The following is a 21,132-nucleotide window of genomic DNA, read 5'->3' as shown; positions in this document are numbered from 1 at the left end:
GCGAAACCGCCTAGCTTGAATGCATTGATGGATATTTTTTTCGGGGAGTAGGCTGTTTTGATGTCTTCACCAATTCGAACAGTGTCTCGGCTTTTGCTGGCGGCGCTTGCAGTGTGCTGCGTGTTGCCATCTCAGGCTGCGCAACAGGTGCGGGTCGGTGCCGCGCATTTTCCTCCCTACACCGTGCGCCCGGAGTCCGGTGCCGACACCGGTCTGTTGCCGCAACTGGTGGAAGCGCTGAATCAGTTGCAAACGGACTATCAGTTTGTACTGGTGCCCACCTCGATTCCTCGACGTTTCAACGATTTCAAGGACGGCCGGGTCGACATGGCGATTTTCGAAAACCCGAACTGGGGGTGGAAGGACATCCCGCACACCCTCGTCGACATGGGCCTGGAAGATGCAGAAATCTTTGTCGCGCAGAAGAAACCCGATCGCGATGAGAATTACTTCAAGGAACTGACGGGCAAGCGTCTGGCGCTGTACAGCGGCTATCACTACGAGTTTGCCAATTTCAATGCCGATCCCAAGTATCTGGCCGACGCCTACAAGGCCACGCTGACCTATTCCCATGACAGCAACTTGCTGATGGTGCTGCGCGCACGAGCGGACATTGCCTTGGTGACACGTTCCTACCTGAGCGATTACCTGCTGCGTAACGAGAAAGTCGGCGAGCAATTGCTGGTGTCGCAACGGATCGATCAGGTCTATCACCATTACGCGCTGATTCGCCCGCAGGCGCCGATTACTGGCGAAGCATTCGGCAAGTTGCTGCAAGGCCTGCGAGACAATGGGCAGATGCTGAAGATTTTCGATCCCTACAAAATTGCCCTGGTGCCGGTGCGCAAGCCCTGAATCGTGCCCCTGATTAGTGCCATGAGACGAGCATTTGGCGACTGCGCTTAAATTTCCAGCCCCGGCTCACGTCACATCGTTGAACTGTCGACGATTACCGTGAGCCCCACCCATGTCCAATCTGAATGACCTGACCACCCTGGCCTTGCCATCAGGCAACTGTCTTGTAGCCGATGAAACCGCCAGCCGCCTGAGCCTCAGCCTGCAAGGGCAACCGTTGATCGAGCTGCGGCTGACCCGCGAGCCGCAATTGCATCTGCGGCTGGAGGAGCGTTTCGGCCGTCCTGACGGTCAGGCATTCTGGGCGGCCTGCTATTGGCTGTTTGCCCGTGACGCGGCGTGTCAGCGCCTGACCTGGCAACTCGAAGACGTGCCCACCGAAGCCTTGCTCAGCGGATTGCTGATCGCGACCGAAGTCACCGGCCAATATCGCTGCGAACGCACGCTGTTCTGGCAATTGCCTCAGCCGTGGCTGGGTGAGTCGCGCACTGGCAGCTATCCGCAGCAAATGGTCATCAGTGGCGGCAAGCGCCATCCATTGCGTGCGGTGAAACCCCGTGGTGAGGTGTATCGACGTTTCGATGCGCGGCTCGGTGCGTGGGTTTCCCTGCGCACGGTAGAAATCGAGCATGACCTGGCGCGTTTCAACCGCTGGCAGAACAGCCCGCGGGTGGCGAGTTTCTGGCAGGAGGAGGGCAGTCTCGAGAAGCATCGTGAATACCTGAGCAAGCTCGAAGCCGACCCGCATACCTTGACGCTGATCGGCTGCTTCGATGATCAGCCGTTTGCCTATTTCGAAGCCTATTGGGCCAAGGAAGATCGCATTGCGCCGTTCTACGATGCCGACGATTACGACCGTGGCATTCACATGCTGGTGGGCGAAGAAACTCATCGCGGGCCGCACAAGGTGGCGAGCTGGCTATCGGCGCTGGTGCATTACCTGTTTCTCGATGATCCACGCACTCAACGGGTGGTCGCCGAGCCTCGCGCCGACAACGCGAAGATGATCGGGCATATGCACAACCAGTGTTTCCACTGCGAAAAAGAATTCGACTTCCCGCACAAGCGCGCGGCGCTGATGGTGTTGGGGCGTGAGCGGTTTTTTGATCGGTGTTCGTTGGTCTGAAAAAAGATCGCAGCCTTCGGCAGCTCCTACAGGATGTACGCCATCCCAATGTAGGAGCTGCCGAAGGCTGCGATCTTTTTATCGACTCGACGCGGTCTTAACGACGCGCAAAGGTATCGCCACGATTGCCCGACACCTTGCGGCAATGCACCAGCGCATCACGAATCATGAAGTTCACCAAGGTTGGCGAGACGCCGAGTTCCTTGGCGATGTCTTTTTGCGGTACGCCGTGCAGGCGGTACATCTCGAAGGCGTAACGGGTGCGGCTGGGCAGCTCCGTCAGCGCATCGGCAATGTTTTCCAGGGTCGAGAAATTCATGTGCGAGGTTTCCGGCGAAGCGCCCTGAATCACCACGTTCAGACCTTCCTCTTCCGGGCCCGAATACTTCTGCTCCAGCGCCTGCTTGCGGTAATGATCGATCGCCAGGTTGCGCACGATCTGGAACAGATAGCTGAGCTGCGCCTTGATTGACGACGTGATCTGCGGCGCCGATTGCAGCCGGAAGAACGCATCCTGCACCACGTCTTCGGCGCGTGATCGGCAACCGGTGATGCGGGCGGCAATCTTGACCAGAATCAGTCGGTTGTCGACGAAGGCCTGAAGTAGCGGTGAATCGCACCTGCTTGTGGATACTTGTTCCGTCATTGGAAATCACCTTGCTGCAAATAGGGTCGTGGGACGACAGGGGGGTCGGAGTCGTCCTACACATCGAGCGACAAATTAGGTTGAATGATAATGATTGTCAATTGAGAAAGAGAATTAATGCTCCACATAAGAGCAGAGTGAGAACGGCGACACGCGGACTCACCTACCTGACTGCAAGCCTGCCGGCGCTCAAGCCTGGCGACTAATTATTTCAAGACTTCATCCGTTCTCATTGGTGAATGGCTGCGGGCGCAAGCCCCGGCCAAACCAGCATTCCCAAGCCTTGCGCGGTCGGCGAAGACCGCGTCCTGCATGCCCATGAACGGGCGTGGCGTACGAAAACCGATTCCACTTGCAAGCCGAATTCAGGCAGGAAACCTCATGACCGACGCGTTCGAACTCCCTAGCACACTGGTCCAAGCCCTTCAGCGCCGCGCGGCCCTGACGCCGGACCGGGTGGCCTTGCGTTTTCTCGCCGAAACCCAGGATCAGGCTGTGGTGCTCAGTTATCGTGAGCTTGATCAACGGGCGCGAACCATTGCCGGCGCGTTGCAGGCCGAGACGTCGTTTGGCGATCGCGCGGTGTTGCTGTTTCCCAGCGGCCCGGATTACGTCGCGGCGTTTTTTGGCTGTCTGTACGCAGGTGTAATTGCGGTGCCAGCCTATCCGCCTGAATCGACCCGTCGTCATCACCAGGAACGTCTGCTGTCGATCATTAGCGATGCCGAGCCGCGCTTGCTGCTGACCAGCGCCGACCTGCGCGACGCGTTACTGCAAATCGACGAGGCGCCGCCGCTGCTGTGTGTCGATACCCTCGACAGCGCCTTGGCCGAACGCTGGGTCGCGCCGGACTTGCACGGCGACCACATCGCCTTCCTGCAATACACCTCCGGTTCCACCGCGTTGCCTAAAGGTGTGCAGGTCAGCCACGGCAACCTGGTGGCCAACGAACTATTGATTCGTCATGGCTTTGGCATCGATATGAACCCCGATGACGTGATCGTCAGCTGGCTGCCGCTGTACCACGACATGGGCCTGATCGGCGGCCTGTTGCAGCCGATTTTCAGTGGCGTGCCCTGTGTGTTGATGTCGCCGGCGTACTTCCTCGGCCGACCCTTGCGCTGGCTGGAGGCGATCAGCGAATACGGCGGCACCATCAGCGGCGGGCCGGACTTCGCCTATCGACTGTGCAGCGAACGGGTCAGCGAATCGGCGCTGGAACGCCTCGACCTGAGTCGCTGGCGCGTGGCGTATTCCGGTTCCGAACCGATTCGCCTCGACACCCTGGAACGCTTCGCCGAGAAGTTCGCTGCCTGTGGCTTTACGCCGGACAGCTTCATGGCGTCCTACGGTCTGGCGGAAGCCACGTTGTTCGTGGCCGGCAGCCCGCGCGGTCAGGGCATCCCGGCGTTGCGCGTGGATGATCAGGCGCTCGCGCAGAACCGAGCCGAACCGGGCGATGGCAGTCCGATCATGAGTTGCGGCATCAGCCAGCCGGATCACGCGGTGCTGATTGTCGATTCCGTATCGCTCGAAGAACTCGCCGATAACGCGATCGGTGAAGTCTGGGCCAGCGGGCCGAGCATCGCCCATGGCTACTGGCGCAACCCCGAAGCCACGGCCCAAACGTTCGTCCAGCACGCCGGTCGCACCTGGCTGCGCACTGGCGACCTGGGCTTTATGCGTGACGGTGAGCTGTTCATCACCGGGCGCCTGAAAGACATGCTGATCGTTCGCGGTCATAACCTTTATCCGCAGGACATCGAGCAGACCATCGAGCGTGAAGTGGAGGTGGTGCGCAAAGGTCGCGTGGCCGCATTTGCAGTCAACATCGAGGGTCAGGAAGGCATCGGCATCGCCGCGGAAATCAGCCGCAGCGTGCAGAAAATCCTGCCGCCCGAGGCGCTGATCAAAGCCATCCGTCAAGCGGTGGCCGAGGCGTATCAGCAAGCACCGAGCGTGGTGGTATTGCTCAATCCGGGAGCGCTGCCGAAGACGTCCAGCGGCAAGTTGCAACGCTCGGCCTGCCGCAATCGCCTGGCCGATGGCAGCCTCGACAGCTATGCGCTGTTCCCGTCGGCAGACATCGCAAACCCGTCCGAAACTGAATCGGGCTCTGAGCTGCAAACGTTGATCGGCCAGCTCTGGTGCGAGCAATTGCAGGTCAAGCAGGTCAACGCCGATGACCATTTTTTCCTGCTCGGGGGCAACTCCATCGCCGCCACTCAAGTGGTCGCACGCCTGCGTGAAGCGTTGGGGCTGGAGCTGAATCTGCGCCTGTTGTTCGAAGCGCCGACCCTCGGCGCATTTGCTGCCGCAGTCGCTCAGCAACAACAGGATGGCGGTGTGGCCCAAGGCGCGATCATGCCTTTGTCGCGCAGCGACGCCATACCGCAATCCCTGGCACAAAACCGTCTGTGGATCACCTGGCAACTCGACCCGCAGAGCAGCGCCTACAACATTCCCGGTGCCTTGCGCCTGCGCGGCGAACTGGACGAAGACGCCTTGCGCGCCAGTTTCCAGCAACTGATCGAACGTCACGAATCCCTGCGCACGCGATTTTTCGAGCGGGACGGTGTGGCCCTGCAACAGGTCATTGCTGCCGGCGAATTCAACCTGCAAGTGATTGACATCAGTGACCTGCCAGCCGCCGAGCGTGAAGCCCGCGCGCAGCAGATCCGTGAGGACGAAGCCCGCACCCAGTTCGATCTGGAAAAAGGCCCGCTGCTGTGGGTGACCCTGGTGCGCCTCGGCGATGAAGACCATCAGTTGCTGGTGACGATGCACCACATCATCGCCGACGGCTGGTCGATGAACGTGCTGATCGACGAGTTCTCGTGCCTGTATGCGGCAGCCGCTCAAGGCCAGACCGCCAGCCTTCCAGCGTTGCTAACTCAATACGCCGACTACGGCAGTTGGCAGCGTCAGTGGTTGGCGCAAGGGGAGGGCGAGCGTCAACTCGCTTACTGGAAAGCGCAGTTGGGCGTTGATCATCCGACCCTGAGCCTGGCCACCGATCATCCGCGTTCGGCGCAACACATTCACAGCGCCGCCCGCCACACGCTGCGTTTGGACGCGAGCCTGAGCGATGTCATTCGCCAGACTGCCCAGGCCCATGAATCGACGCCGTTCATGCTGCTGCTCGCGGCATTCCAGAGCCTGCTGCATCGCTACAGCGGTCAACGCGACATCCGCATCGGCGTGCCGAATGCCAACCGTCCGCGTCTGGAAACCCAAGGGCTGATTGGCTTTTTCATCAACACCCAAGTGTTGTGCGCCGAGGTGGATTCGCGACTGCCGTTCGTTGAGTTGCTGGCGCAAACCCGTCAAGCCGCATTGGGCGCGCAAGCGCATCAGGACCTGCCGTTCGAACAACTGCTCGAAGCCTTCCCCCAGGCCCGCGAGCAGGGCTTGTTCCAGGTGATGTTCAACCATCAGCAACGGGATCTCACTGCGCTGCGTCGCTTGCCGGGACTGCTCGCCGAAGAGCTGTCGTGGCACAGTCGCGAAGCCAAGTTCGATCTGCAACTGCACAGCGAAGAAGACCGTAACGGGCGCTTGAGCCTGTCGTTCGACTACGCCAGCGAGTTGTTTGACGGAGCGACTATCGAGCGTCTGGCCGAGCATTTCAGCAACCTGCTGCGAGCCATTTGTGAGCAACCGAAAACCGCCATCGGCGACCTGCAACTGCTAACCCCGAGCGAGCACGATCAGCAATCTGCCTGGAGCGCCGCACCCTGCACACCGGCCAGTCAATGGCTGCCGGAGTTGCTCAACGAACAAGCGCGCCAGACCCCGGAGCGCACCGCGCTGCTGTGGGACGGTGGCAGCCTGGACTTCGCCGAACTGCACGCCCAGGCCAACCGCCTGGCGCATTACCTGCGCGACAAAGGCGTCGGCCCGGACGTGTGCGTGGCCATCGCCGCCGAGCGCTCGCCACAGTTGTTGATTGGCTTGCTGGCGATCATCAAGGCCGGTGGCGCTTATGTGCCGCTGGACCCGGACTACCCGGCCGAGCGCCTGGCCTACATGCTCAGCGACAGTGGCATTGAGTTGCTGCTGACCCAAACCGAATTGCTCGATCGCTTGCCGGCCACCGATGGCGTTAGCGTGATTGCCATGGACGCCCTGCATCTGGAGAACTGGCCAAGCCATGCGCCGGGTCTGCACCTGCACGGCGATAACCTGGCCTACGTGATTTACACCTCCGGTTCCACCGGTCAGCCGAAGGGCGTTGGCAATACTCACGCGGCCCTCGCTGAACGCCTGCAATGGATGCAAGCCGCCTACCGTCTGGACCAAACCGATGTGCTGATGCAAAAAGCACCGATCAGTTTCGACGTGTCGGTGTGGGAGTGCTTCTGGCCGCTGATCACCGGGTGCCGCCTGCTGATCGGCGGCCCTGGCGAACACCGCGATCCGCACCGCATCGCCCAACTGGTCCAGCAATTCGGCGTGACCACACTGCACTTCGTACCACCGCTGCTTTCGTTGTTCATCGACGAACCACTCAGCGCCGAATGCACCAGCCTGCGCCGACTGTTCTCCGGCGGCGAAGCCTTGCCCACGGAACTGCGCAACCGGGTGCTGGAACACCTGCCAGCGGTGCAACTGCACAACCGCTACGGCCCGACCGAAACCGCGATCAACGTCACTCACTGGCACTGCACAACCGCCGATGGCGAGCGCTCGCCGATTGGCCGGCCATTGGGCAACGTGTTGTGCCGCGTATTCGACAGCGACCTCAACCCGGTGCCGGCCGGTGTGCCGGGAGAACTATGCATCAGTGGTATTGGTTTGGCCCGAGGCTATCTCGGCCGTCCGGCGCTGACCGCCGAACGCTTTGTGGTCGATCCGCTGGGCGAACAGGGCGCACGTCTGTACCGCACCGGCGACCGTGCTCGCTGGACCGCCGACGGCGTGATCGAATACCTCGGTCGTCTCGATCAGCAAGTCAAACTGCGTGGTTTTCGTGTCGAGCCGGAAGAGATCGAAGCGCGTCTGTTGGCGCAGTCTGGCGTCGCCCAAGCGGTGGTGCTGGTGCGCGAAACGGCGGCGGGTGGGCAGTTGATTGGTTACTACACCGCCACTGAAACCCGCGAAACCATCGATGCTCAAACCACCCGCCTGAAAGCCGCACTGGCGGCTGAGCTGCCGGAATACATGGTCCCGGCGCAACTGATGCGCCTGGATGAAATGCCCCTGAGCCCGAGCGGCAAACTCGATCGCCGCGCCTTGCCGGAACCTCAGTGGCAAGCCCGCGAACATGTCGAACCGGTCACCGTCCTTGAGCAACAGATCGCCGGTATCTGGCGCGAGGTGCTGGGCCAAACGCAGATCGGCCTGCGCGACGACTTCTTCGCCCTCGGCGGCCATTCTTTGCTGGCCACGCAAATCATCTCCCGTACCCGCCAGGCGTGCGACGTCGAGTTGCCATTGCGTGCGCTGTTCGAGACCAGTGAGCTGGGCGCTTTTGTCGAACAGGTTCGCTTGATCCAGGCCAGCGGCAAAACCAACAAACAGCCGCCGATCGAGAAGGTCGACCGCAGCCAACCGGTGCCACTGTCCTATTCTCAGCAGCGGATGTGGTTCCTCTGGCAGATGGAACCGGACAGCCCGGCCTATAACGTCGGCGGCATGGCGCGGTTGCGTGGCGTGCTGGATGTCGGGCGTTTCGAGGCGGCGCTGCAAGCGTTGATCATGCGTCACGAAACCCTGCGTACGACCTTCCCGAGCGTCGACGGCGTGGCCCGGCAACAGGTTCATCCAGACACCCGCCTGCGCATGGACTGGAAGGATTACACCACGCTGGATGCCGATGGCCGCGAATGGCAGGTCCAGCAACTGGCCGATGACGAAGCCCATAAACCTTTCGATCTGGAAACCGGGCCGCTGCTGCGTGCTTGTCTGGTCAAGACCGCCGAGCAGGAGCATTACTTCGTCCTGACCCTGCACCACATCGTCACCGAAGGTTGGGCGATGGACATCTTCGCTCGGGAACTGAGCGCGCTCTACGAAGCCTTCGTCGATGATCGCGATTCGCCGCTGCAACCACTGCCGGTGCAGTACCTGGATTACAGCGTGTGGCAGCGTCAGTGGCTGGAATCCGGCGAACGTCAGCGTCAGCTCGATTACTGGACCGCGCAACTGGGCCGTGAACATCCGCTGCTGGAACTGCCGGCCGATCGTCCCCGTCCGCCGGTGCAAAGCCATCAGGGCGAACTGTTCCGCTTCGATCTGAGTGATGATCTCGCGGCGCGGGTTCGTGCCTTCAATGCCTACAACGGTCTGACCCTGTTCATGACCATGACTGCCGCGCTGGCGGTGCTGCTTTATCGCTACAGTGGCCAGACCGATTTGCGCATCGGGGCGCCGGTGGCCAACCGCATTCGTCCGGAAAGCGAAGGGCTGATCGGCGCGTTCCTCAACACCCAAGTGCTGCGTTGCCAGCTCGACGGGCAGATGTCTGTCGGCGAGTTGTTCGAGCAGGTTCGTCACACGGTGATCGAAGGCCAGTCCCATCAGGACCTGCCGTTCGATCATTTGGTGGAAGCCTTGCAGCCACCCCGCAGTGCGGCTTACAACCCGCTGTTCCAGGTGATGTGCAACGTGCAGCGCTGGGAATTCCAGCAGAGTCGCACCCTGGCCGGGATGACGGTCGAGTACTTGGCCAACGATGCGCGAGCGACCAAGTTCGACCTCAACCTGGAAGTCACCGACCTCGACCATCGCCTCGGTTGCTGCCTGACCTACAGCACCGATTTGTTCGATGAACCGCGCATCGCGCGCATGGCCGGGCACTGGCGCAATCTGCTGGAAGCGTTGCTCGCCGATCCGCAACAACGCCTCAGCGAACTGCCGTTGCTGGAAGCCACTGAACAGCAAAACCTGCTCGACAGCCTCGGCGTCGAACCGGGCGAACATCGCCTAGACCAGTGCATTCATCACCTGTTCAGCGAGCAGGCGCTGGCGCGCAAAGACGCTCCGGCCCTGACGTTCGCCGGGCAAACCCTGAGCTACGCCGAGCTCGACAGTCGCGCCAATCGTCTGGCCTGGATGCTGCGCGAGCGTGGAGTCGGGCCGCAGGTGCGGGTTGGCCTGGCATTGGAGCGTTCGCTGGAGATGGTCATCGGCCTGCTGGCGATCCTCAAGGCTGGCGGTGCCTATGTGCCGCTGGACCCGGAATACCCGCTGGATCGCTTGCATTACATGATCGAAGACAGCGGCATCGGTGTGCTGCTCAGCGATGCGGCGATGTTCGCGGCCCTCGGCGAATTGCCGGCCGGCGTCGGCCATTGGTGCCTGGAAGACGATGCCGTCGAATTGGTCAATTACCCGGCCACTGAGCTGCCGTTTATCAGCCTGCCGCAACATCAGGCGTACCTGATTTACACCTCCGGTTCCACTGGCAAACCGAAAGGCGTGGTGGTGTCCCACGGTGAAATCGCCATGCATTGCCGCGCCGTGATCGAGCGCTTCGGTATGCGCCCGGATGACTGCGAGTTGCACTTCTATTCGATCAACTTCGATGCCGCGACCGAGCGTCTGCTGGTGCCGCTGTTGAGCGGTGCGCAGGTGGTCCTGCGTGCGCAAGGCCAGTGGGATGCAGAAGAAATCTGCGGGCTGATTCGTCGCCACAACATCAACATTCTTGGTTTCACCCCGAGCTACGGCAGCCAGTTAGCGCAATGGCTGGCGACCCAGGGCGAAACCCTGCCGGTGCGCATGTGCATCACCGGCGGCGAAGCCCTGACCGGCGAACACCTGCAACGGATTCGCGCGGCGTTCAAACCGAGCCTGTTTTTCAACGCTTACGGCCCGACCGAAACCGTGGTCATGCCGCTCGCCAGCCTCGCGCCGGAGCAGCTGGAAGAAGGCCTGGGCAGTGTGCCGATCGGCAGCGTGATTGGCGCCCGCGTCGCCTACATACTCGACGCTGATCTGGCGTTGGTGCCGCAAGGCGCGACGGGCGAGTTGTACGTCGGCGGTGCCGGCCTGGCGCAGGGATATCACCAGCGTCCCGGCATGACCGCCGAACGGTTTGTTGCCGATCCTTTTGCAGTGAACGGCGGACGTTTGTACCGCACCGGCGACCTTGTCCGTCAGCGCGCCGATGGGCTGGTCGAGTACCTCGGCCGGATCGACCATCAAGTGAAGATTCGTGGTTTCCGCATCGAACTGGGCGAGATCGAAACCCGTTTGCTGGAACACGAGTCCGTGCGTGAAGCGGTGGTGCTGGCCCTCGACGCAGCGAGCGGCAAGCAATTGGTCGGCTACCTGGTCACCGACGTCGCCGAACAGGATGAAGCGCAACAAACTGCATTGCGCGAAGCGTTGAAGGCGCACCTCAAATCTCAGTTGCCGGATTACATGGTGCCGACGCACTTGATCCTGCTGGCCAGCATGCCGCTGACCGCCAACGGCAAACTCGACCGCCGCGCACTGCCGGCCCCGGACCCGGAGTTGAATCGTCAGCAGTACGTGGCGCCGAGCAATGAACTTGAACTGACCCTGGCGGGCATCTGGAGTGAAGTGCTGAACGTCCAGCAGGTCGGCCTCAACGACAACTTCTTCGAACTGGGCGGCGATTCGATTCTGTCGATCCAGGTGGTCAGCCGTGCGCGGCAGCAGGGCATCCACTTCAGCCCGCGTGACCTGTTCCAGCACCAGACCGTGCAGACGCTGGCCGCCGTCGCGACCCGCACCGAGCAGATCACCGCCGAGCAAGGCCTGCTGAGCGGTGAAGCGCGTCTGACGCCGATTCAGCATTGGTTCTTCGATACCGACATTCCACAGCGTCAACACTGGAACCAGGCGTTGCTGCTGGAGCCGACCGTGGCGCTGGAGCCGCATCGTCTGGAGCAAGCGCTGCTGGCGGTGATCGAACAGCACGACGCCTTGCGCCTGCGTTTCACCGAGGTTGACGGCCATTGGCAGGCCGAGCACCAGGCGGTTTCCGACGCTGCCGTGCTGTGGCAGGTACACGTGCCGAGCATGGACAACTGCGCGGCGTTGTTCGCCGATGCTCAACGCGGCCTCGACCTTGAGCACGGGCCGCTGATGCGGGCGCTGCTGGTGGATGATCCTGAAGGGGAACAACGATTGTTCATTGCCATTCACCACTTGGTGGTGGACGGGGTGTCGTGGCGGATTCTGCTGGACGATCTGCAAACGGTTTATCGTCAACTCGAGTCCCGACAGTCAGTAAAACTGCCGGCAAAAACCAGTGCCTTCAAGGATTGGGCCGCACGGTTGCAGGCTTACGCCGGCAGCGAATCCCTGCGTGAAGAATTGAGCTGGTGGCAGACGCACCTGGCCGGCCCAAGCGCTGAATTTCCCTGTGATCGTCCGCAGGGTGGTCAGCAAAACCGTCACGCGCAAACCGTCAGCGTGCGCCTCGACAGCGAGCGCACCCGCCAACTGCTGCAACAGGCGCCGACGGCCTATCGCACCCAGGTCAATGACCTGCTGCTGACCGCATTGGCCCGTGTGTTGTGTCGCTGGAGCGGTCATCAATCGGCATTGATTCAACTCGAAGGCCACGGTCGCGAACCCCTGTTCGATGAGATCGACCTGACCCGCACCGTTGGCTGGTTCACCAGCGCCTATCCGCTGCGCCTCACACCTGTGAGTGAACAGGGGGCGTCGATCAAAGCGATCAAGGAGCAACTGCGCGCGGTGCCGCACAAGGGTTTGGGTTATGGCGTGCTGCGTTACCTGGCCGATGGCCTGTGCCGTCAGGCCATGGCGGCGTTGCCGGTGGCGCCGATCACCTTCAACTACCTGGGCCAATTCGATCAGAGCTTCGGCAGTGATGCGCTGTTCCGTCCGCTGGATGAACCGGTGGGCGCGGCACACGATCCACATGCGCCGCTGCCTAATGAGCTGAGCGTCGACAGTCAGGTCTATGGCGGTGAATTGGTGCTGCGCTGGACCTTCAGCGCCGAACGCTTCGATGTGCAAACCATCACCGAACTGGCAGAGGCGTATCTGGGCGAATTGCACAGCCTGATCCAGCATTGCCTGAGCGACAACGCAGGCGGATTGACGCCGTCGGACTTCCCGCTGGCCAGACTGACTCAGCCGCAACTCGACGCATTGCCCGTCCCGGCGGCGATGATTGAAGACGTCTACCCGCTGACCCCAATGCAGGAAGGCATGCTGCTGCACACCTTGCTCGAACCGGGCACCGGCCTCTACTACATGCAGGACCGCTACCGCATCAACAGCGAACTCGACCCCGAGCGTTTCGCCCAGGCCTGGCAAGCGGTGATCGCCCGTCACGAAGCCTTGCGCGCCTCGTTCTGCTGGAACGTCGGCGAAGACATGCTGCAAGTGATCCACAAACCGGGCAGCACGCCGATCGAATATCTGGACTGGAGCGCGGTTGCCGAAACCGAGCAAGAGCCGAAGTTGCAGGCGCTGCTGAAAAGCGAACGTGAGGCCGGGTTCGATTTGCTCAACCAGGCACCGTTCCACCTGCGCTTGATCCGCGTGGGCGCGGCGCGCTATTGGTTCATGATGAGCAACCACCACATCCTCATCGATGCCTGGTGCCGTTCGTTGCTGATGAACGATTTCTTCGAGATCTACACCGCCCTCGGCGAAGGTCGCGAAGCGCAGCTGGCCGTGCCGCCGCGTTATCGCGATTACATCGGCTGGCTGCAACGCCAGAGCCTGGCCGAAGCGCGGCAGTGGTGGCAGCAGAACCTGCAAGGTTTTGAGCGCACCACGCCGATTCCGAGCGACCGGCCGTTCCTGCGTGAACATGCCGGCGACAGCGGCGGCATGATCGTCGGCGACCGCTATACCCGACTCGATGCCCGCGATGGTGCGCAACTGCGCGAACTGGCCCAGGCCCATCAGCTGACCATCAACACCTTCGTCCAGGCGGCGTGGGCGCTGGTGCTGCGTCGCATGAGTGGCGATCGTGACGTGCTGTTCGGCGTCACGGTGGCCGGGCGTCCGGTGCAGATGCCAGAGATGCAGCGCACCGTCGGGCTGTTCATCAACAGCATCGCCCTGCGGGTGAAAATGCCCGAGGACGATCGGCGTTGCAGCGTTCGTCAGTGGCTCAGCAGTCTGCTCGACAGCAACATGCAGCTGCGCGAGTACGAATACCTGCCGCTGGTAAGCATTCAGGAAAACAGCGAACTGCCTAAAGGCCAGCCGCTGTTCGACAGCCTGTTCGTGTTCGAAAACGCCCCGGTGGAAGTCTCGGTACTGGATCGTGCGCAAAGCCTCAACGCCACCTCGGATTCGGGCCGCACCCACACCAACTTCCCGTTGACGGCGGTGTGTTATCCGGGCGATGACCTTGGCTTGCACCTTTCCTACGACCAGCGTTATTTCGATGAATCCACGGTCGAGCGCATGCTCGGCGAATTCAAGCGCCTGCTGCTGGCGCTGGTCGAAGGCTTCCATGGCGACATGGCCGATCTGCCGCTGCTAGGCACCGAGGAACAGGACTTCCTGATCCATGGCTGCAACCAGAGCGAACACGACTATCCGCTGGAGCACAGCTATGTCTCGTTGTTCGAAGCGCAGGTCGCCAAGCATCCGCAGCGAGTTGCCGCCAGTTGCCTGGATCAGCAGCACAGCTACGTTGAGCTGAACCAGTGCAGCAATCGTCTCGGCCATGCGCTGATTGCGGCCGGCGTTGGCCTGGATCAACCGGTGGCGCTGCTCGCCGAACGTAACCTTGATCTGCTGGGCATGATCATCGGCAGCTTCAAGGCCGGTGCCGGTTACCTGCCGCTGGACCCGGGTCTGCCGAGTCAGCGCCTGAGCCGGATCATTGACCTGAGCCGCACGCCGTTGCTGGTCTGCACTCAGGCGTGTCGTGAACAAGCCATCGCGCTGCTGGAAGAGTTCGGTTGTGCCAATCGACCTCGATTGCTGGTCTGGGAAGACGTGCAGGCAAGCGAGTTTTCGATTACCAATCCGGGCATTTACAGCGGCCCGGACAACCTCGCTTACGTGATTTACACCTCCGGTTCCACCGGCCTGCCGAAGGGCGTGATGGTCGAGCAGCGCGGCATGCTCAATAACCAGTTGAGCAAGGTACCGTACCTGAAATTGAGCGAGGCCGATGTGATCGCGCAGACCGCTTCGCAAAGCTTCGATATTTCGGTCTGGCAGTTCCTCGCCGCACCGCTGTTAGGCGCTCGGGTGGACATCGTGCCGAACAGCATCGCCCACGATCCGCAAGGCTTGTTGGCTCACGTTCAGAGCCAGGGCATCACCGTGCTGGAAAGCGTGCCGTCGCTGATTCAGGGCATGCTCGCCCAGGACCGCATGAGCCTCGATGGCCTGCGCTGGATGCTGCCGACCGGTGAAGCAATGCCGCCGGAGCTGGCGCATCAATGGTTGCTGCGTTACCCGGAGATTGGTTTGGTGAACGCCTATGGCCCGGCGGAATGCTCGGACGATGTGGCGTTTTTCCGCGTCGACCTGGCCTCGACACGTGGCAGTTATCTGCCGATTGGTACGCCGACCGACAACAACCGTTTGTACCTGCTCGATGGCGCGCTGGAACTGGTGCCGTTGGGGGCGGTGGGTGAGTTGTGCGTAGCCGGCATCGGCGTGGGTCGTGGCTATGTGAGCGATCCGTTGCGTACCGCTCAGGTGTTTGTGCCGAACCCGTTCGGTGCGCCGGGGAATCGCCTGTATCGCACCGGCGACCTGGCCCGACGTCGCAGTGACGGCGTGCTGGAATACGTTGGGCGTATCGATCATCAAGTGAAGATCCGCGGTTACCGCATCGAACTGGGTGAAATCGAGGCCCGTCTGCACGAGCAACCGGAAGTTCGCGACGCGGCGGTGGGTGTGCAGGAAGGCGTCAACGGCAAGCATTTGGTCGGCTATCTGGTAGCGGCCGAGTCGGCATTGAATCCAGGCGATCGACTGGAGCGTATCAAGCAACGCCTGCGCGCCGAATTGCCGGAATACATGGTGCCGCTGCACTGGTTGTGGCTCGACAAGCTGCCACTCAACGCCAACGGCAAACTTGATCGCAAGGCCTTGCCGGCACTGGAAATCGGCCAGTTGCAGAGTCAGGACTATCAGGCGCCGCGCAACGAGCTGGAGCAGACCCTGGCGGATATTTGGGCCGAGGTGTTGAAGGTCGAGAAGGTCGGCGTGCGTGACAACTTCTTCGAGCTCGGCGGGCATTCGCTGCTGGCCACACAGATCGCCTCGCGGGTGCAAAAAGCCCTGCAACGCAACGTGCCGCTGCGGGCGATGTTCGAGTGCAGCACGGTGGCAGAGCTGGCCGAGTACATCGACGGGTTGGCGGCGAGCGACATTACCGAAGATAAGGTGGATCGGTTGAATGACCTGATGGCGGCGTTGGAGGGCCTTTAAAGTCAAAAGATCGCAGCCTGCGGCAGCTCCTACAGGTGTACGCCGAGCCCATTTGGTTCGTGCGGGTGTACGCCGAGCCCATTTGGTTCGTGCGGGTGTACGCCGAGCCCATTTGGTTCGTGCGGGTGTACGCCGAGCCCATTTGGTTCGTGCGGGTGTACGCCGAGCCCATTTGGTTCGTGCGGGTGTACGCCGAGCCCATTTGGTTCGTGCGGGTGTACGCCGAGCCCATTTGGTTCGTGCGGGTGTACGCCGAGCCCATTTGGTTCGTGCGGGTGTACGCCGAGCCCATTTGGTTCGTGCGGGTGTACGCCGAGCCCATTTGGTTCGTGCGGGTGTACGCCGAGCCCATTTGGTTCGTGCGGGTGTACGCCGAGCCCATTTGGTTCGTGCGGGTGTACGCCGAGCCCATTTGGTTCGTGCGGGTGTACGCCGAGCCCATTTGGTTCGTGCGGGTGTACGCCGAGCCCATTTGGTTCGTGCGGGTGTACGCCGAGCCCATTTGGTTCGTGCGGGTGTACGCCGAGCCCATTTGGTTCGTGCGGGTGTACGCCGAGCCCATTTGGTTCGTGCGGGTGTACGCCGAGCCCATTTGGTTCGTGCGGGTGTACGCCGAGCCTATTTGGTTCGTGCGGGTGTACGCCGAGCCTATTTGGTTCGTGCGGGTGTACGCCGAACCCCTGTAGGAGCTGGCGAAGCCTGCGATCTTTTGATCTTCAACCCGGGTTGACTGTCGAGTCCACGCGGCTCAGTCTTCCTGTGCTTTTTTTAATGGATCCGATTTCACCAGGGAGACAGTCGATGCCCTTCGTAACGGTTGATGGACAAGCGCTTCACTACATCGATCAAAGCACAGGCCCTGCGGTACTGCTGGCCGGCAGTTACCTGTGGGATCAGGCTATGTGGGCGCCGCAGATTGCGGCGCTGTCGCAGCACTATCGGGTCATCGCCCTGGACCTGTGGGGCCATGGCCAATCCGGGCGGATGCCCGAATGCACAGACTCGCTGGATGACGTAGCACGCCAGGCCCTGGCATTGCTCGATCATCTGGACATCCATAAGGTTACGCTGGTCGGTCTTTCGGTCGGTGCCATGTGGGGCGTTCGACTGGCGCTGTCAGCACCGCAGCGGCTCAACGGTCTGGTGCTGATGGACACCTACGTCGGCGTCGAGCCGGAACCGACTCGCCAATACTATTTCTCGCTGTTCCAGCAGATCGAAGACAGTGGTGTGATCTCGCCACAGCTGCTCGACATCGTGGTGCCGATCTTCTTCCGTCCGGGCATCGATCCGCAGTCGGCGCTGTATCAGGGTTTCCGCGCCAAATTGGCTGCGCTGCCGGCCGACCGCTTGCGTGAAAGCATTGTGCCGATGGGGCGGATTACCTTTGGCCGTGATGATCTGTTGCCGCGTCTGGGTGAACTGAACCCTGAAACCACGCTGTTGATGTGCGGCGATCAGGACAAACCAAGGCCGCCGTCGGAAACCAGAGAAATGGCCGAGTTGATTGGTTGCCCGTTTGTGCTGGTGCCGGAGGCGGGGCATATCTCCAATCTGGAGAGTCCGGCATTTGTCACCGAGGTGCTGCTGAGGTTTCTGGCCGAGAGAAATCCGTGTAGCGCTTGATCAAAAAGATCGCAGCCTTCGGCAGCTCCTACACCGGTCTCATGTAGGAGCTGCCGAAGGCTGCGATCTTTTGATCTTGCTACTTGGGCCCGAGAATCTTCACCAATTTCTCCGGTGTCGGCGCGCCTTGCTGCTGTTGCAGCTGGCCCTTGTCATCCATGTAGAAAATCGCCGGGGTGGCGGCCAGTTCCAGCTCTTCCATCAACTGCATGTTCGCTGCGAGTTTCGCCTGAATGGCCGGCGGCACATCTTTCAGGGCTTTGAGCGAGCTGTCCTTGCCGGATTTTTCGTGGTCTGCCAATGCTTTTTGCGGGTCTTTGGCAGCCAGCAGCGCGGCGGACTTGCCCGGGCTGTCTTCGCGAATGATGCCGACCATGATGTGCCGCAACTGCACCTTACCGGCCTTGACCCACGGCCGCGCCTGTTCCCAGAACATGTTGCAGTACGGGCAATTCGGGTCGCTGAACAAATAGACGATTCGCGGTGCGTCCTTGTTGCCGTCACCGATCCAGTTGCTTGCCTCCATCTTGCCCCAGACTTCCTTGGCCATTGGCGCGTAGACCAGTTTCTGCAACGGCGCGCTGCTCAGGTCATTGCCTTCGGCGTCGTACAAATTGCCCAGCAGTACATGTTTGCCGTCCGGGGTCAGGTACAGCGCCATGCCGCGGTTCTGGTATTGCGCCGCATAACCGCGCAGGCCGTCGGGCGCGTCGAATTGGCCGACGATTTTCGCGCCCTTGGCTTCGATCTTCTTGATCGCTTCAGGCAATTCTTCGGCCTGTACCGACGGCAAGTGCAGCAGGGCGGCACCCAGGGTTAACGTCAGCAGGTGGCGGAGGCGGAGCATGGCAATTTCCTTGAAGGCGTGGCCGGGGTGGCCGGGTTCGGGGTGTCGAAGTTTTCCAGGGCGCGGGCCAGGCTGGCTTCAGAGAGCTCGCCCAGATGGCTGCCCAGCAGGTGCCCGTCGGGGCTATAGAACAGCGTAGTCGGCAATGCCATGGAACCCACGGCCTGACCTAATCGACCGCGGCCATCGAATAGCACGTTAGTCAGGCTCAGGCCCTGGGTTTCAAGGAAGGTGCTGACGCTTTGCATGCTTTCGGCCTGGTTGACGAATAGAAAAGTCAGGTCCGGACGCTGTTGCTGGGCGTTTTCCAGCACTGGCATTTCCCGGCGGCACGGCGGGCACCAGGTGGCCCAAAGATTGATCACCAGCGGACCGCCCTGGTAATCGCTGAGTTGCACCGTTTGGCCGGCGGCATTGCGCAGGGTGATCTGCGGCAAGCGCGTGCCTTGTTCATAAATATTCAGAGTGAAGGTTGCCAGCAGCCAGAATGCCAGACCACTGGTCACGCCAAAGCCCAACGACTTGCGCAACCCCGGGCGACGCCAGCCTCGATACACGGCGGCAAGCAACAGCGCGACCACCCCGGGCCAGGCGAGAAAACCACCGTCGCGCAGGTCGATGATCTGCCATGGATCGTTGCGATACTGCGCCCAGTAGGCAATCACGAAACCGACCCGGGCCGCCAGCAGGCCCAGCAGGAACAGGCTGAACAGCACCGACTCCGGGTTCTCGCCACCACGCTTGGCCACCCGCCAGCCGACAAAAGTCGCCAGCGCCAGGGCACTGATCAGCAGCAAGTGATTAAGCGCAATGGCAAAGGTGCCGAGGGTAAAGGTCAGCATTAACGAGCGTCTCGGGTGGTGGTCCAGCGTTGCAGGAAGGTGCCGGCATCGACCTCACCGGTGATGCGCTGGCTGCGGCGCTCTTCGCCGTCGGGGCCGATCCACAACAGGCTTGGCGGCCCCGGCACTTTATAACGGCCGAGCAGTTCGCGGCTGGCGGCATTGTCGGCGGTGACGTCCAGCCGTAGCAAGCGCACATCGCTGAGTGCTTGCAGGACCTGCGGTTTGCCGAAGACCTGTTTTTCCATGACTTTGCACGCCACACACCAGTCGGCGTAGTAATCCAGCAGCACCCATTGGCCTTGAGCCCGAGCGGCATCCAGCTCCCGTTGCAGTGCGGCTGGCCCCTTGATCGTGGTAAAGGCGTCGTGACTGACAGGGCTTGCGCCGGTGCCGTCACGGCTGACGCTATAGACCTGCAGCGGCTGGTACGGGTCGTCACTGCCACCGGCGGCACCCACCACCAGCAGACTGCCCCACAGCCCCAACAGCAATGAACTGGCACCGAACAGATGGGCGACGCGGCCAAACCCCTGCGACTGCTTCCAGGCGCTATAGGCGGCGATCAGCAGCAAGGCTCCGCACAAGCCGAGCCACAGCGATTCATCCAGTACCGGGCGCAGCATCAGCAGCGCAGTAGCGAGGAACAGGAAGCCGAACACGCCTTTGAGCAGGTTCATCCAGGCGCCGGGTTTGGGCAGGAAACGATTGCCGACGGTCACCAGCAATAGCAGCGGTATACCGATGCCGATGCCCATCGCGAACAGAATCAGCCCGCCGTGCAGCGCATTGCCGCTCTGGGCGATATAGAGCAGGGCGCCGGCCAATGGGGCGGTCATGCACGGTCCCACCAGCAGTCCGGACAAGGCTCCCAGCAAACCGGCACCGATCAGGTTGCCACCGCGCTGATTGCGCGAAACATGTTCCAGTCGATCACGCACCGCTACCGGTAATTGCAGCTCGAAGAAACCGAACATCGGCAAGGCCAGCAGCACGAACACCGCCGCAAAGCTGCCCAGCAGCCATGGATTCTGCAGCAGTGCCTGAAGGTTCGCCCCGAGCAGCGCAGCCACAACGCCCATTGCCGCATACACCAGCGCCATGCTGATCACGTAGCTGCCGGCTAGTGCAAAACCGCGCTTGGGCGTGGCGCCACTGCCAACGATCAACCCCGCCAGAATCGGCAACATCGGCAACGAGCAAGGCGTGAACGCCAGCAGCAGGCCCAAGCCGAAGAACACCAGCAAGCTCCAGCTCAGCGCCCGTTGTTGCAGGTCGCTGGCCAAGGCTTGATCCGGTGCCTCATTTAAAAGGCTCGGCATTGTGGTGTTGCCTAAATACACCACTTGAGTGTGTGGCGGATAACACAACCCGGCATCGGCACAGCCCTGGAAACCCACCTTGATCTGGCCGCTGGCACCCGCCGGAATCTTCAGTTCCAGGCCTTGGCGATAAACCTGCTGTTCACCGAAAAACTCATCGCTGTGAGCTTCACCTTCAGGCAACACCGGTTTGTACTGCGCAGGCAAATCGTCGAACTTCAGGCGTTTTTGGTACAGGTAGTAACCGTCGGCAATCTGCCAGAACAATTGCGTTTCACCGGACGCCAGGCGCTCGGAGGTGAAGATGAACGCTTTTTCGATGGGTAGAAAGTCGGGTTTTCTGTCGAATGGATTGTTCCCCGGCTGCGCCTGAGCAAGGCTGGCAAACAGCCAGAGAAGAAAAACAAGAGAACCGCGCATCGACAAAGCCTTAAACATTGCAATTGCCGAGCACGATGATGGCTGCCGATTAACCCGGTGTTAACGAGCAGGACATGATTATT

9 protein-coding genes are annotated in these 21,132 nt (G+C 61.3%); 5 read left to right on the top strand and 4 right to left on the bottom strand.

All coding sequences use genetic code 11. From position 1 onward, the window contains the following. Window positions 1-60: 60 nt before the first annotated feature. Window positions 61-855 carry a substrate-binding periplasmic protein gene (locus tag ACZ89R_RS08935; protein WP_429545999.1) on the top strand — a complete coding sequence of 265 codons (795 nt, stop codon included), beginning with the start codon at window positions 61-63 and terminating at the stop codon, window positions 853-855. A 112-nt stretch (window positions 856-967) separates the two neighbouring features. Continuing rightward, on the top strand, window positions 968-1,981 hold the full coding sequence (locus ACZ89R_RS08930) for a GNAT family N-acetyltransferase (RefSeq protein WP_429546000.1): 1,014 nt from the start codon (window positions 968-970) through the stop codon (window positions 1,979-1,981). 97 nt (window positions 1,982-2,078) lie between these two features. Here the strand turns inward: ACZ89R_RS08930 and ACZ89R_RS08925 are convergent, their stop codons facing one another. Next, window positions 2,079-2,627 carry an RNA polymerase factor sigma-70 gene (locus ACZ89R_RS08925; RefSeq protein ID WP_429546001.1) on the bottom strand — a complete coding sequence of 183 codons (549 nt, stop codon included), beginning with the start codon at window positions 2,625-2,627 and terminating at the stop codon, window positions 2,079-2,081. Window positions 2,628-3,008: 381 nt separating this feature from the next. On the opposite strand from ACZ89R_RS08925, the gene ACZ89R_RS08920 reads away from it, so the two are divergent. The 3 genes from ACZ89R_RS08920 (at window position 3,009) to ACZ89R_RS08910 (ending at window position 17,618) form a co-directional block, all read left to right on the top strand. Then, window positions 3,009-15,992 carry a non-ribosomal peptide synthetase gene (locus tag ACZ89R_RS08920; RefSeq protein WP_429546002.1) on the top strand — a complete coding sequence of 4,328 codons (12,984 nt, stop codon included), beginning with the start codon at window positions 3,009-3,011 and terminating at the stop codon, window positions 15,990-15,992. 35 nt (window positions 15,993-16,027) lie between these two features. Then, entirely contained in the window at window positions 16,028-16,678 is a 651-nt protein-coding gene (locus tag ACZ89R_RS08915) for a hypothetical protein (RefSeq protein ID WP_429546003.1), read from the top strand. A gap of 115 nt (window positions 16,679-16,793) precedes the next feature. After that, window positions 16,794-17,618, top strand: coding sequence for an alpha/beta fold hydrolase (locus tag ACZ89R_RS08910; protein ID WP_429546004.1), 825 nt, complete (start codon window positions 16,794-16,796; stop codon window positions 17,616-17,618). A 79-nt stretch (window positions 17,619-17,697) separates the two neighbouring features. On the opposite strand, the gene dsbG is transcribed toward ACZ89R_RS08910, so the two are convergent. From dsbG to dsbD, 3 genes are read right to left on the bottom strand one after another with little or no spacing between them, the layout of a single operon-like run. Continuing rightward, window positions 17,698-18,465 carry a thiol:disulfide interchange protein DsbG gene (gene dsbG, locus ACZ89R_RS08905; RefSeq protein WP_429546005.1) on the bottom strand — a complete coding sequence of 256 codons (768 nt, stop codon included), beginning with the start codon at window positions 18,463-18,465 and terminating at the stop codon, window positions 17,698-17,700. Beyond that, a complete protein-coding gene (locus ACZ89R_RS08900; RefSeq protein ID WP_429546006.1) occupies window positions 18,441-19,307 on the bottom strand; it encodes a TlpA family protein disulfide reductase in 867 nt (288 codons plus the stop codon). The genes dsbG and ACZ89R_RS08900 overlap by 25 nt, the downstream gene beginning before the upstream one ends. After that, window positions 19,307-21,049, bottom strand: a complete 1,743-nt coding sequence (gene dsbD, locus ACZ89R_RS08895) for a protein-disulfide reductase DsbD (RefSeq protein ID WP_429546007.1) — start codon at window positions 21,047-21,049, stop codon at window positions 19,307-19,309. The genes ACZ89R_RS08900 and dsbD overlap by 1 nt, the downstream gene beginning before the upstream one ends. Window positions 21,050-21,132: the final 83 nt, after the last annotated feature.

This window comes from Pseudomonas sp. TE3728 (assembly GCF_056279145.1).
Note: the sequence above shows the minus strand (reverse complement) of the source record. Positions and strands in the feature narration are given on the sequence as shown.